The organism is Ruegeria sp. YTSA108 (genome assembly GCF_059610185.1).
The window spans coordinates 179,850-191,976 of sequence record NZ_JBXWND010000001.1 but is presented as its reverse complement, the minus strand read 5'-3'; the positions used below and the strand labels follow the sequence as shown (position 1 = coordinate 191,976).

General features: G+C 56.0%; 14 protein-coding genes and 1 other RNA gene. 8 read left to right on the top strand and 7 right to left on the bottom strand.

Annotated features, from left to right (window positions below; all coding sequences use genetic code 11):
• Nucleotides 1-27: 27 nt before the first annotated feature.
• The 7 genes from AC2FHW_RS01005 to AC2FHW_RS00975 form a co-directional block, all read right to left on the bottom strand.
• Nucleotides 28-486, bottom strand: coding sequence for an SspB family protein (locus tag AC2FHW_RS01005; protein ID WP_496821317.1), 459 nt, complete (start codon nucleotides 484-486; stop codon nucleotides 28-30).
• A gap of 76 nt (nucleotides 487-562) precedes the next feature.
• A complete protein-coding gene (gene chrA / locus AC2FHW_RS01000) occupies nucleotides 563-1,819 on the bottom strand; it encodes a chromate efflux transporter (protein ID WP_281994651.1) in 1,257 nt (418 codons plus the stop codon).
• Complete coding sequence (locus tag AC2FHW_RS00995) at nucleotides 1,816-2,619, bottom strand: chromate resistance protein ChrB domain-containing protein (protein WP_281972135.1); 804 nt, start codon at nucleotides 2,617-2,619, stop codon at nucleotides 1,816-1,818. The genes chrA and AC2FHW_RS00995 overlap by 4 nt, the downstream gene beginning before the upstream one ends.
• A gap of 129 nt (nucleotides 2,620-2,748) precedes the next feature.
• The gene (locus AC2FHW_RS00990) at nucleotides 2,749-3,180 is read right to left on the bottom strand and encodes an ester cyclase (RefSeq protein WP_142633933.1); all 432 of its coding nucleotides are present in this window, start codon (nucleotides 3,178-3,180) and stop codon (nucleotides 2,749-2,751) included.
• Between the two features lie 100 nt (nucleotides 3,181-3,280).
• Nucleotides 3,281-3,626: a transfer-messenger RNA gene (gene ssrA, locus AC2FHW_RS00985) on the bottom strand.
• A 37-nt stretch (nucleotides 3,627-3,663) separates the two neighbouring features.
• Nucleotides 3,664-4,026: a DUF4345 family protein gene (locus AC2FHW_RS00980; RefSeq protein ID WP_142633931.1), complete on the bottom strand. Its 363-nt coding sequence runs from the start codon at nucleotides 4,024-4,026 to the stop codon at nucleotides 3,664-3,666.
• Nucleotides 4,027-4,033: 7 nt separating this feature from the next.
• Entirely contained in the window at nucleotides 4,034-4,768 is a 735-nt protein-coding gene (locus tag AC2FHW_RS00975) for a FadR/GntR family transcriptional regulator (RefSeq protein ID WP_142633929.1), read from the bottom strand.
• Nucleotides 4,769-4,924: 156 nt separating this feature from the next.
• On the opposite strand from AC2FHW_RS00975, the gene AC2FHW_RS00970 reads away from it, so the two are divergent.
• From AC2FHW_RS00970 to dxr, 8 genes are all read left to right on the top strand, one after another.
• Nucleotides 4,925-5,647: a DUF2182 domain-containing protein gene (locus AC2FHW_RS00970; RefSeq protein WP_142635127.1), complete on the top strand. Its 723-nt coding sequence runs from the start codon at nucleotides 4,925-4,927 to the stop codon at nucleotides 5,645-5,647.
• A 4-nt stretch (nucleotides 5,648-5,651) separates the two neighbouring features.
• Complete coding sequence (locus AC2FHW_RS00965) at nucleotides 5,652-6,356, top strand: DUF1326 domain-containing protein (RefSeq protein ID WP_142633927.1); 705 nt, start codon at nucleotides 5,652-5,654, stop codon at nucleotides 6,354-6,356.
• 140 nt (nucleotides 6,357-6,496) lie between these two features.
• Nucleotides 6,497-7,600, top strand: a complete 1,104-nt coding sequence (locus AC2FHW_RS00960) for a dimethylsulfoniopropionate demethylase (RefSeq protein WP_496821316.1) — start codon at nucleotides 6,497-6,499, stop codon at nucleotides 7,598-7,600.
• 85 nt (nucleotides 7,601-7,685) lie between these two features.
• The gene (gene acuI, locus AC2FHW_RS00955; protein ID WP_142633922.1) at nucleotides 7,686-8,681 is read left to right on the top strand and encodes an acryloyl-CoA reductase; all 996 of its coding nucleotides are present in this window, start codon (nucleotides 7,686-7,688) and stop codon (nucleotides 8,679-8,681) included.
• A 186-nt stretch (nucleotides 8,682-8,867) separates the two neighbouring features.
• Nucleotides 8,868-9,431: a ribosome recycling factor gene (frr, locus tag AC2FHW_RS00950; RefSeq protein ID WP_142633921.1), complete on the top strand. Its 564-nt coding sequence runs from the start codon at nucleotides 8,868-8,870 to the stop codon at nucleotides 9,429-9,431.
• 30 nt (nucleotides 9,432-9,461) lie between these two features.
• Nucleotides 9,462-10,172, top strand: coding sequence for an undecaprenyl pyrophosphate synthase (gene uppS / locus AC2FHW_RS00945; RefSeq protein WP_496788598.1), 711 nt, complete (start codon nucleotides 9,462-9,464; stop codon nucleotides 10,170-10,172).
• A complete protein-coding gene (locus tag AC2FHW_RS00940; protein WP_496821315.1) occupies nucleotides 10,169-10,951 on the top strand; it encodes a phosphatidate cytidylyltransferase in 783 nt (260 codons plus the stop codon). Before uppS ends, AC2FHW_RS00940 begins: the two co-directional genes overlap by 4 nt.
• Nucleotides 10,951-12,126 (top strand): 1-deoxy-D-xylulose-5-phosphate reductoisomerase, encoded by a 1,176-nt coding sequence (gene dxr, locus AC2FHW_RS00935; RefSeq protein WP_496821314.1) that lies wholly within the window; start codon nucleotides 10,951-10,953, stop codon nucleotides 12,124-12,126. Before AC2FHW_RS00940 ends, dxr begins: the two co-directional genes overlap by 1 nt.
• Nucleotide 12,127 lies beyond the last annotated feature (1 nt).

Here is a 12,127-nt window from a genome sequence, read left to right as displayed (position 1 = left end):
GAACCGCGAGGCTTTCCAGCGCATATACTATTTTCTGAAGCTGTCCAGCGACACGACATCAGCGTCATGCTGTTGCGGTTCTTCTTCGACCTCGATCATCTCATCGTCCATCGGATCAAAGTCATCCTCTTCATCCGGGCTTTCAAAACGCAGGCCAAATTCCACAGAGGGGTCGACAAATGTTTTGATCGAGGCATAGGGGATGTACAAAGGTTCCGGCGCGTCGCCAAAGTTGAGCGTGATGGCAAATCCGCTTTCGCCGACCTCAAGATTTTCGAACCAATGCTGCATCACGACAGTCATCTCTTCCGGATAACGATCATGCAGCCAGTCGGCAATTTCCACGCCGTCACACCTGGTATCAAAGGTAATGAAAAAGTGGTGCGCACCCGGCAGGCCATTTTCTGAAACGCTGGTCAGAACCGTCTTGATCAACCCGCGCATGGCGGTGTGCATCAGGTTCCCATAGTCGATGTCTTGCGACATGTGTCATCCTCAAAAGTGGCTTCCCTCAGCATAAGGGATTCCTTTGGAAACGAAAGGCCGGTTACACGCTGACTGTTCAGAGAAAAAACAGGCCGGTGCCAGCAGCTAGCATAACCATTAGCGTAAGCGCCATGCCGAATTTAAGTTTAAAAATCAACGCTCCGGCGAAGACAGTCAGCACAGCAGCTTTCACATCCAATGAGGTCAATTCAGGCCAGGGCAGGCTGATTGGTCCAAAGGTTTTATTTGGCAGTTCTGAAAACAGCACATTCAGGGCAAACCACACGGATAGGTTGAGAATCACCCCAACCACAGCAGAGGTAATACCTTGCAGGGCCGCCGATAACCGGGGCCGCGCAGCGATGTGGTCAAGATAGGGGGCTGTGAGGAATATCCACAGAAAGCAGGGAACGAATGTTGCCCAAAGTGCAACGATACCTGCGGCGATGGCCAGCATCGATCCGCCCGAGATCTGACCGGTCAGCATAGCGACAAATTGTGTTACCAAAATCAAAGGCCCCGGTGTCGTTTCCGCCAGACCAAGCGCGTCGATCATCTGATCTGTGGATATCCAGTTATACTGATCCACAACGGTCTGCGTCATGTAGGCTAGAACAGCGTAGGCCCCGCCAAATGTCACAACTGCGAGGCGGGCAAAGAACCAGCCAAGATCGCTGAGAAGTTTCTGACCAGAAAGACTTAACAGCCACAACGGGCCAAGCCACAGAACCAACCAGATCGACGCGTTCCGCAGCACTTCGCTTAGGCGCGGGGTGGGGGTGTCGACCGGTCGGGCGGCGACGCCGTTGAAGCTCAGATACCCCCAAAGGGCTGCCGCCGCGATGATCGCGGGGAAGGGGAGGTCGAACAGAAAGATTGCCAGAAACGCGAGGCCCGAGATCGCACGATGTGAGACGTCCGACAGCGCTTTGCGGGACAGGTTTCGCAGGGCCTGTAGCACGATGATGATCACCGTAGCTTTGACGCCGAGAAACGCGGCCTGCACCAGAGGAAGCGCGCCATAGGCCGCGTATAGTGCCACCAATGCTGAGATAATGATCGCACCGGGCAGAACAAACAGGCTGCCTGCGATCATACCGCCCGAGACGCCGCGCAGACGCCAGCCGGAATAGGTTGCAAGCTGCATCGCCTCGGGGCCGGGCAGCAACATGCACAGCGACAGAGCCCGAAGATAGGTTTCTTCGTCCAGCCAGGGACGCCTTTCGACGAGTTCCTGATGCATCAATGATATCTGGGCTGCCGGGCCGCCGAAGGACAGCAATCCAATGCGGCCGAACACTCGGATGAGTTCAGGATATGTTGGTGTGCTCATTTCTCGACTGCCGGCCAATCATGTTTCTCAACAAACCCGTCGCGGGCCCAGAGATACAAGGCATCGTACAGATGCATCCCGGCCTCGATGGCCTGATGGTCGTCTTTATATAGGCGCGAAAGCCCCACCGAGACCGCAAGAAGCCCGGCTGCTTCGGGCGCCAGATCATGCCTGTTCGTATCCGCGGCCCGGACAACTGTCGCAAGCCTGTTCATTGCGGGCGTAGCAAGCTGGAAATCTTTTACCAAAGCATCAAATGTGCAGTTATCCCCACGATGGCTCCAGCGGACGCCCTCAACATCGAACGGGGTGGCGTTAAAGACTTCGGATACCTTTGCCACTTCGGATGGGGCAACAAACAGAAAACGTGCGTTGGGGTCGATGAAACGCCGGATCAACCAGGGGCAAGCAATGCGATCAATCTTAGGCCGATGGCGCGTTACCCAGAGTGAAGGAGACGCTGGTATATCTGCAAATGGGATGCGCGGTGCATCGGGCGTCTCGCGCCAAGCATACATGCCGCCTTCCAGATACTCAGCGGCCACGCCTTCACTCCTCAGCCAGGAAACGACGGCCTGGCTCAGCTTTTTGCCCTTTTGGCAAATGATGATGCAGGGGCGGTTAGCGATGAGCCCCTTCAGCCCATCCAGATCCTTCGCCGGATGACGAACCGAGCCCGGTATCAGATAAGGGTCCTGTTCAAAATCGGTGTCAGTGCAGATGTCCACTAGAACAGGCGCCCGGGACGTTCCGATCAGACGTAACAGTTGTTTCGATGTTATAGCATTAGGCGCAGGCATGGCATGTCTCCTGTGATCGACGGATACATGCGAAACTTGGGCTGTCGCCTCACGGGGCGTTCGCAATCTTACCCCATAGGCTTTGCTACCGCGACAAGCCAGTCGGGGTCAAGATTGCGAGCTCATTTCCTAGGCCCAGTCCAGCCGTTGACCAGTCATGCATACGGGCAGGGTGTCCTTGGGAAACTGACCAAGCTGTTCAAATAAGGAAATGAAGTCAAACTGGTTATACGCCTCGACAATACGACCTTCTTTAATGCGGCCAATCATACTGCCAGAGGCCTGCAGTGGTGCGCCGTTATCGGCGCGTGTTGTACTGACCTGCAATATCGCCGATACCCAATCGCCATTTTCGATGATTTTGGGCAGCTCAACATGGATATCGCCCAGAATGTGGCGAAACGCCATGACCAGATCCCGAAAATCATCGGCCCCCACCTGCATTTCCGGAATCAGTCCTTCGGCTGTCGTTTCCGGCGCGAAATACCGATCAATCGCATCGGTATTTCCGTTTTCCCAAACCTCTGAATACCATTCTCTGAGTATATCTGCGTGTGACATCCCAGCTCTCCTTTTCCTCACGGGCCGAGCATGACGCGAATGAGTGAACAAACTCTGAACGTGAACACAGGCAGAGTTAAACATCAGACATTTAAGGGAAAATGCAGGTTTCTGTTGCCAGGTACCTGCGAACCCCGCCTTACGCTGCTAGGCGCAAGGGCTTAAGTTTCGGTCTTGCTACTGCTTACGCAGCAACTGCAACCGGAGCACGATTGTCATTTGCAATTGTACTGTTTGGGCCGGTACGGTGGCACCCCGCCGAGACAAAGCTAACCCCTTTAGACGTTCGTCGATCCTATTTCGGCCCCGCGATCCTCAAATGAAGGATGTTGGTGGAGCCGCCGGGTACCGCCCCCGGGTCCGATCCGCTTATTACGAGCGCGTTTATGTCCATAGTCCCGAAGGACATCCCTTATATAGGTGAGCCACAAGGGGAAAGCAAACCCCATACTTCAACGAAAAGACGGATTATATAATAACGTCTTAGCTTGGTCGGTTAATGTTTGCCAGGATCAGCCACAGCGCCAATATCAGCTCGATTCCCCCAAATGTCATCGCTTTGATCAAAGGGGGGTGATCCAGAATGACGGAAACAAACCGGCCCAAGGCTGCGCCGGCATAAACAACGCCCAACATCGCATAGGCCATGGGAGTGTTCAGCCAAATGACCGCAATTCCGGTGACAACAAAAAGTCCACCGACCGAAGCTCGCATTTCGCTTAGACCCATCGTGCTGTTCGTGGGTGCCAGATCCAGCGAGGCCGCGGTCCAGGCGGGCGCGAGAAACCCAAAGAGGCCGAAACCGATTGTCAGAACCGCCGCTGCAGCATTCAAAATCGACGTCATTGTACCCTCATTCGGTTGGTTTGCGCCGCTGTTTGGCAACGTCCAGGGCAAGCTTACGGGTATAAGCTTCGAGATCCACCAGTGCTGAATCTACCGCAGCAGCGTCCCGCCGATCCAAAGCATCGGCAATCTGGTTGTGCAACACGATGATCTCTTCTCGGGACCGCGCCGTAAACGTGATCATGTTCATCAAAGGCTGCATCGCCTCGACGGCGCCGGCCAGTTGATAGGACAACACCGGATTGCCGGCCCCATCGACCAATGCCCGGTGAAAGGTCACATCCGAGGCGCAAAAGGCTTCGTCTGTCAGCCCGGGTTGAGCCTGCCGAAATATCTCGGCACGCATCGTCGCCAGATGATCCGCCGTCCTGCGTTCGGCTGACAAAGTAGCGCAGGCGCGTTCCAGCGAATACCGAGCCTCGCAAGCCGTTTCAAAACTGACCGCATTCATGGACAGCAGCAACGTGGATGTGGTGATCTGTTGGGAATACGCATCCTGATAGCTCAGCCGGTTGACAAATGCTCCGCCCGTCGCGCCACGTTGGGTGCGGATCAGGGACTGTGCCGCAAGGCGTTTAAGGGCCTCACGCACGGTTGGTCGGGACACCTGAAACTGGTCGGACAGCTCCGCCTCAGAAGGCAGGCGTTCATCGACAATCAACCGACCTGAAATGATTGCATCGCGGATTGATTGGGCGATCTGAACCGAAAGATCAGCGGGTTTCTTGGGGTCGATTTTCATTTTGAGCAGGACCGCAGGCAAAATTTCATTTGTCTGACATTTAAAAGTCTGACATTTGAATTGCAAGGACTGAGTCGGGAGGGACAAGTGAATCGCGCGGTTCTACGAAATGGATTTTGGTTGGGATTCTACGCTCTGATCCTGTGGGCGTGGTGGATGATGTTCGTGATGAACCGCGCCATGGATCTGGACTGGATCGGTCGTCCCGGAGCAATGGGGCAGGCGATGCGCGCCATGGATCCCAGGATGGACATGTATATGCCCATGGCAGAGTTCGGCCCGCTGTTTTGGATGTGGGCCATCATGATGGCTGCGATGATGTTGCCGACCATTATTCCAACTTTGCGCAGCTATGATGATCTGATCCGCAGTGCAAACGGGACGCGGTCCGGCTGGATTGGTGTCTTGGTGGGTTATTTCGTGGTCTGGGTCGGGTTTGCCGCGCTCATTACCGGGGTGCAACTGGTTCTGCTGTTTGGCGGCGTTGTCGACATGCTGGGCATTGCGAAATCCGGGCTTGTTGCGGGCGGGTTGATGATCGCCGTCGGCGCCTTTCAATTCACCCGCGCCAAAGAGCTGTGCCATGGGGTCTGCCATGCCCCAATGACCTATTTTCTCGGCCATTGGAAAACCGGTTTTTCAGGCGGTTTTCGCATGGGGCTTGGCCTTGGTGCGTTCTGCGTCGGATGCTGCTGGGGCTTTATGGCGCTCGGCTTTGTGGGCGGCGTCATGAGTCTGCTGTGGATGGGTCTGGCGACATTTTTCATGGTTCTCGAAAAACTACCCCAGATCGGTCACGTGATTACACGACCGCTGGGATTTGCTCTTATCGCGGGCGGCTGTGCCTTGCTCGTGTACCCCTTTATCTATGGAGGATAAGCTATTGGCTAAGAACAAAAAACCAGAGGCAGATCGCCTGCCGATCAGCCAACGTATCGACAGCCGCATGCCCAACCCCAAGCGGCGTGAGATGAGCCCGACGAATTGGGCGATCAAGGGAGAGCTGATCCTTAACTGCTCGTGCGATCTGTTCTGCCCCTGTGTCGTATCGCTGGGCGCGCATCCTCCGACCGAGGGTCATTGTCATGCCTGGATGGGAATTGTCATCGATGAAGGCCATTTCGAGGGCGAGGACCTGTCGGGCCTCAATGTTGGCCTTCTAGTCGATATTCCGGGTCGCATGGGTGAGGGGCAGTGGAAAGTTGCCGCCTATGTCGACGAACGGGCCAGCGGTAAGGCCTATAACGGGTTGCTCCAGATATTCAGCGGTCAGGCCGGGGGCACGACCGGCTTGTTTACCATGCTGGTCAGCGAAATTATCGGGGCCGAACGTGCTCCGGTTCAGATCGAACGCGACGGGACCAAGCGCCGCATCATGATTGGTCGGAAAATCCAGGGCGAAATCGAGATGTTGGCGGGCAAAGACCCCGAGCATCCTGTGATGGTCTCAAACTCGAAATACTGGATGGGACCGGACATTATCGTGGCGCGCGGCACCAAATCCAAGGTCCGCGATTACGGTCGGGTCTGGGATTTCGGTGGAAAATCCGCCGAAATCTGCCCAATCGATTGGCAAGGGCCGAAATAATACGAAATCACAAAGGATTACGTGCAATACGTGATCCTAATTTTCAATCGCCAGACACGCCATCGCGGCCTGTTGCACCAGATTCTGACGGGACCGCAGGCTTCGAATTGTGATCTGGCATTATGCCCGAGGAGGCTTAAGTGGCCAATATTTCCTTCTCTCGCCGGTTGCGGCGCACACCTTTTTCTGAAGGGGTCGAAGCCGCAGGCGTAAAGGCATTCACGGTTTATAACCGGATGCTATTGCCAACTGTATTCGACAGCGTCGAGGCTGATTACCGGCACTTGAAAAAGCATGTGCAGGTCTGGGATGTCTCGTGTGAGCGACAGGTCGAACTCAGAGGTCCCGACGCGGCACGCCTTATGCAAATGCTGACGCCACGCGATTTGAGAGGCATGTTGCCCGGCCAATGCTATTACGTCCCTATCGTTGATGAGACCGGTGGCATGCTGAATGATCCGGTTGCGGTGAAACTGTCCGAGGACCGTTGGTGGATCTCAATCGCGGATAGCGATTTGTTGTTATGGGTCAAAGGAATCGCGAACGGCTATCGGTTGGATGTTCTAGTGGATGAGCCCGACGTCTCACCCCTGGCCATACAAGGGCCCATGGCGGATGAGCTGATGTCCCGCGTATTCGGCGAGCGCGTCAAAGACATCCGGTTCTTCAAATTCGACATGTTCGAATTTGCGGGCCGCGATCTGGCCATCGCCAGGTCCGGGTATTCAAAGCAGGGCGGGTTCGAGATTTATGTCGAGGGCAGCGATATCGGAATGACGCTGTGGAATGCGCTGTTTTCGGCAGGCGAGGATTTGAACGTACGCGCAGGTTGTCCCAACCTGATCGAACGCATTGAGGCTGGGTTGCTGTCCTACGGAAACGATATGACCGACGACAACACCCCACATGAATGTGGCCTGGGCAAGTTCTGTAACACACACACGGCGATTGGGTGCATTGGCCGGGACGCGTTGTTGCGGGTCGCAAAAGAAGGGCCGATCCAGCAAATCCGTCCGATTGAAATCGCTGGGCCGGCGGTGGGGGCCTGCGTTGCTCCTTGGTCGGTTTACGCGCAGGGGAAACGGGTCGGTCAAATCACTTCTGCCGCTTGGTCTCCGGATTTCAACACCAATGTTTCCATTGGGATGCTCAAGCTCAGCCATTGGGACGAAGGCACGAAGATAGAGGTCGAAACGCCCGACGGTATGCGTGAGGCGACTGTACGGGAAAAATTCTGGGTCTGATCGAAAACACCGCATCGGGTTCAGAAACAGGTTATTACACGGGGTCGGGGCTTTACTCTGACGTCCAAAACAGGAGGACATTTTGATGTTCAACGCACTGGTGATGGAAAAAGACGAGGAAAGCGGGCTGGCCAGCCCCTCGGTTCAACAGCTTTCGGAAGGGGATTTGCCGCAGGGTGAGGTTACCGTGGCGGTTCAGTATTCAACGGTAAATTATAAGGATGGTCTTTGCCTGTCGCCCAAAGGCGGGGGGCTGGTACGCAGCTATCCGCATGTTCCTGGCATCGACTATGCGGGGACGGTCGAGTCGTCTTCGGATGAGCGATATAAACCGGGTGACAAAGTGGTCCTGACCGGTTGGCGTGTCGGTGAGGCGCATTGGGGTGGGTACTCACAAAAAGCCAATGCCCGTGCCGATTGGTTGGTTCCGCTGCCCGATGGGTTGGAGCCCCGCCAGGCGATGGCCGTCGGAACCGCTGGGTTCACCGCGATGCTGGCGGTTATGGCGCTTGAGGATCATGGGCTGAAACCGGGGCACGGTCCGGTCTTGGTCACGGGCGCGGCAGGTGGTGTCGGCTCGGTCGCGACGGCGATTCTTGCCAATTTGGGATACGAAGTGGCAGCCGTCACCGGACGGCCGGAAACCAGCGATTACCTGAAGTCTTTGGGCGCCACGACCATTGTGCCACGCGAAGAGTTGAACGAGACAACTAAGCGCCCCCTGGAAAGCGAGGCATGGTCTGGCTGTGTGGACGCAGTTGGCGGCGCAATGCTGGCACGCGTTCTGGGGCAGATGAAATACGGTGCCTCGGTCTCGGCCGTGGGGTTGGCTGGCGGCGCGGGCCTTCCGGCAACTGTTATCCCGTTCCTTTTACGCGGTGTGAACCTCTTGGGCATCGACAGCGTAATGCAGCCTTATGAAAATCGGCTGCGGGCCTGGCAGCGGATCGCAACCGACCTTCCGATGGACAAGCTTGAGGCGATGATCCACCCCGCAAAGCTGAGCGATCTGCCCCAATTAGGGGCGGATATCCTGCAAGGTCAGGTTAAAGGTCGTGTTGTCGTAGACGTAAACGCCTGATCCGGAATGAATATGTCTGACCGACCGCATTGATTTGCGGTCGGTTAATTTTGTGGCTGCAGGTTCGGGAAAATCCGGCAAACACCTCTGGTCAATGGCGTAAATACGGATCATCATTGCTATACATCCCAAATTGAATGGCTTATGAGCCATGCAAACAGTACCTGAAGACGGGGAGTGAGCAGAATGTCTGACGATTTCGAACTGGACACAGACGACCTGAAGCGCCGCATGGACGGCGCAATGTCAAACCTCAGAACCGAATTTGCATCGCTGCGCACCGGGCGCGCCTCGGCCTCGATGCTCGAGCCGGTGATGGTCGATGCCTATGGTTCGATGACGCCGATCAACCAGGTGGGAACGGTAAATGTGCCCGAGCCGCGTATGGTAACGGTCAATGTCTGGGATAAAGGGCTGGTCGGCAAAGTGGAAAAAGCGATCCGCGAAAGTGGGCTGGGCATCAACCCTCAGCTTAACGGAACGATCATCATGCTACCGATCCCGGAACTGAACGAAGAACGCCGTCGCGAGTTGGGCAAAGTCGCCGGACAATATGCCGAACACGCGCGCGTTTCGATCCGCAATGTGCGCCGCGACGGGATGGATCAGATCAAGAAGGCCAAGGCCGACGGTATGTCCGAAGATGACCAGAAGTTCTGGGAAAGCGAAGTGCAGGATCTAACCGACCAGATGATCAAGGTAGTAGATGCCGCGCTTGAGACCAAGCAGGCAGAAATCATGCAGGTCTGAGACCGGGTGATGCCCTCTTCCTCGCATACCATGCCCGAAAGAGGGCCCCAGCATGTCGCGATCATCATGGATGGCAATGGTCGCTGGGCGCAGGCCCGCGGGCGACCTCGCCTGTTTGGCCACCACGCCGGGGCAAGACGTGTGCGCGATGTGGTCGAGGCCTGCCCGAGGCTTGGTATCAAATATCTGACTGTTTTTGCGTTTTCGACCGAGAACTGGAAACGCACTCAGGTCGAAGTTGCCGGTCTGATGAGCTTGTTTCGGCGCTATATTATCAAGGAAACCCGGACGCTCCGAGACTCGGGTGTTCGGGTGCGTTTCATCGGTGACAGAGTCAGGTTGGATGCCAAACTGATCGAATTGATGGATACGCTTGAGGCCGAGACCGAGGGAAATGATCTGGTTCACCTGACCATTGCGTTGAACTATGGCGGTCGGGATGAAGTCGCGCGGGCTACCAAACGTCTGGCACAGGATGTCGCTGACGGGCGCTTGCATCCTGATGATGTAGACGAAGAAACGCTGCCGAAATATCTTGACACACATGTTCTTCCCGATCCTGATCTGGTGATCCGAACCAGCGGCGAGGCGCGAATTTCCAATTTTCTGTTATGGCAATCCGCCTATTCGGAATACGAATTCATCGACACGCTCTGGCCAGATTTCACTGCGGCAGAGCTTGAGCGCCTGTGCCTGAGCTATGGCAGCCGCGACCGACGGTTCGGAGCTGTACCGGCATGAGTGACGGGCGCTGGTCCGACCTGACTGCCCGCGTATTATCGGCGGGTGTCCTTGTTGCCGTTGGCGCTGTCGAGGTCTGGCTGGGCGGTCTGTGGTTCGAAGCCTTCATTTCCATTGCTTGCGGGCTGATGACCTGGGAACTGGTCCGTATGATCGACCCGGGCAGGAAAGCTGTTGCGATCCAGCTTGCCATATTGACCGGTTTTGCGGTGGTGCTGAGTTACCATCTTCCGGCACTCTATAAACTTCCCTTCTTGCTTGCTCCGGCACTGGTCGGGGCAGGGCAGGTCAGCCGGTACCGGGGTATCTATACCCTATTTGTGCTGTGGATCGCGGCCGCGGGGCTGGGCTTTATCTCAATCCGGACGAATATGGGGTTTGTCTGGATGGTCTGGCTGATATCGGTCGTCGTTGCTACGGATGTCGCCGGATATTTTGTCGGAAAGGCATTGGGTGGGCCAAAATTCTGGCCACGAGTCAGCCCGAAAAAGACGTGGTCGGGAACAGCAGGAGGCTGGGTAGCGGCTGCCATTGTTGGCTTAGCCTTTGCGGCTTACGGCGGCTTCGGAACTTGGTTCATCGTGATCTCGGTTCTGGCGTCAATGGCCAGCCAGGCCGGCGATATTGTCGAAAGCGCGGCCAAACGAAAATTCGGCGTCAAGGACAGTTCGAACCTGATTCCCGGCCATGGCGGCTTCCTTGATCGATTCGATGGGATGATGGGGGCCGCTCTGTTCGTTCTGCTTGTGGGGTTGATTTTTTCCCCCGGAGCCATGTGATGCGCAAAATCTCTGTTTTTGGCGCGACGGGTTCTATCGGGCAAAACACGATAGATCTGATTGACCGAAATCCATCAGCGTATGATGTTGTCGCCCTGACTGGTGGAGCCAATATCGAACAACTTGCACGTGACGCCAAACGTTTGAAGGCGGATATCGCGATTACAGCCCACCCAGACCGGCTTGAGGACCTGCGAGCGGCCTTGGCCGGTTTCGATGTCGAGGTCGCCGCCGGCGCGAATGCTCTGGCCGAAGCTGCGGCGCGACCGGCTGACTGGGTCATGTCTGCCATCGTTGGGGCTGCGGGGTTGCAACCAGGGCTGACGGCGCTTGAACAAGGCGCGACGCTGGCTTTGGCGAATAAAGAAACGCTTGTCTGCGCGGGTTCTTTGGTTCTGGATACTGCCCGAAAGCACAATGCCCGATTGCTACCGGTGGACAGCGAACATTCTGCCGTTTTTCAGGCTCTGGTCGGTGAAGATATGGCATCGGTCGAGCGTATCATCATCACTGCCAGCGGCGGCGCCTTCCGGGATTGGCCAATGAGCAAATTGGCCTCGGCCACGGTTGAGCAGGCCTCGAGCCACCCGAACTGGAATATGGGGCAGCGGATCACGATTGATAGCGCTTCGATGTTTAACAAGGCGCTCGAGGTGATCGAAACACGCGAATTCTTCGGCATTTCCCCGGATATGATCGAAGTGATCGTCCATCCTGAATCCATCGTTCATGCGATGGTCGGGTTTAACGATGGCGCGGTTATGGCCCATATGGGCGCGCCAGATATGCGCCACGCGATCGGATATGCCCTGAATTGGCCAATACGTCAGACCCTTCCGGTCGAAAGGCTGAACCTTGCAAAGCTGGGACAGTTGCGATTTCACGAACCAGACGAAAACCGATATCCGGCTTTGCGGTTAGCACGCGAAGTCATGGAGCGGGGCGGACTGTCCGGAGCGGTTTTCAACGGAGCCAAAGAATGTGCACTCGACCATTTCATTGCAGGTCGCATTGGTTTCCTTGATATGGCAGACATCGTGGCCGCCGTCTTGGATCGTTTCGATGCACAGGACAACCATATTGACGCCCCAATGACCCTTGATAACGTGCTGCAAACCGACCATCTGGCACGTATATGGGTCGATAACGCCGTTACGCAACGAGCAGGAAAATAAA

What these genes read in the sequence shown, in the direction of transcription:
- AC2FHW_RS01005 (WP_496821317.1), bottom strand. Translation starts at nt 486, where the DNA reads ATGTCGCAAGACATCGACTATGGGAACCTGATGCACACCGCCATGCGC.
- chrA (WP_281994651.1), bottom strand. Translation starts at nt 1,819, where the DNA reads ATGAGCACACCAACATATCCTGAACTCATCCGAGTGTTCGGCCGCATT.
- AC2FHW_RS00995 (WP_281972135.1), bottom strand. Translation starts at nt 2,619, where the DNA reads ATGCCTGCGCCTAATGCTATAACATCGAAACAACTGTTACGTCTGATC.
- AC2FHW_RS00990 (WP_142633933.1), bottom strand. Translation starts at nt 3,180, where the DNA reads ATGTCACACGCAGATATACTCAGAGAATGGTATTCAGAGGTTTGGGAA.
- AC2FHW_RS00980 (WP_142633931.1), bottom strand. Translation starts at nt 4,026, where the DNA reads ATGACGTCGATTTTGAATGCTGCAGCGGCGGTTCTGACAATCGGTTTC.
- AC2FHW_RS00975 (WP_142633929.1), bottom strand. Translation starts at nt 4,768, where the DNA reads ATGAAAATCGACCCCAAGAAACCCGCTGATCTTTCGGTTCAGATCGCC.
- AC2FHW_RS00970 (WP_142635127.1), top strand. Translation starts at nt 4,925, where the DNA reads ATGATGTTCGTGATGAACCGCGCCATGGATCTGGACTGGATCGGTCGT.
- acuI (WP_142633922.1), top strand. Translation starts at nt 7,686, where the DNA reads ATGTTCAACGCACTGGTGATGGAAAAAGACGAGGAAAGCGGGCTGGCC.
- frr (WP_142633921.1), top strand. Translation starts at nt 8,868, where the DNA reads ATGTCTGACGATTTCGAACTGGACACAGACGACCTGAAGCGCCGCATG.
- uppS (WP_496788598.1), top strand. Translation starts at nt 9,462, where the DNA reads ATGCCCGAAAGAGGGCCCCAGCATGTCGCGATCATCATGGATGGCAAT.
- AC2FHW_RS00940 (WP_496821315.1), top strand. Translation starts at nt 10,169, where the DNA reads ATGAGTGACGGGCGCTGGTCCGACCTGACTGCCCGCGTATTATCGGCG.
- dxr (WP_496821314.1), top strand. Translation starts at nt 10,951, where the DNA reads ATGCGCAAAATCTCTGTTTTTGGCGCGACGGGTTCTATCGGGCAAAAC.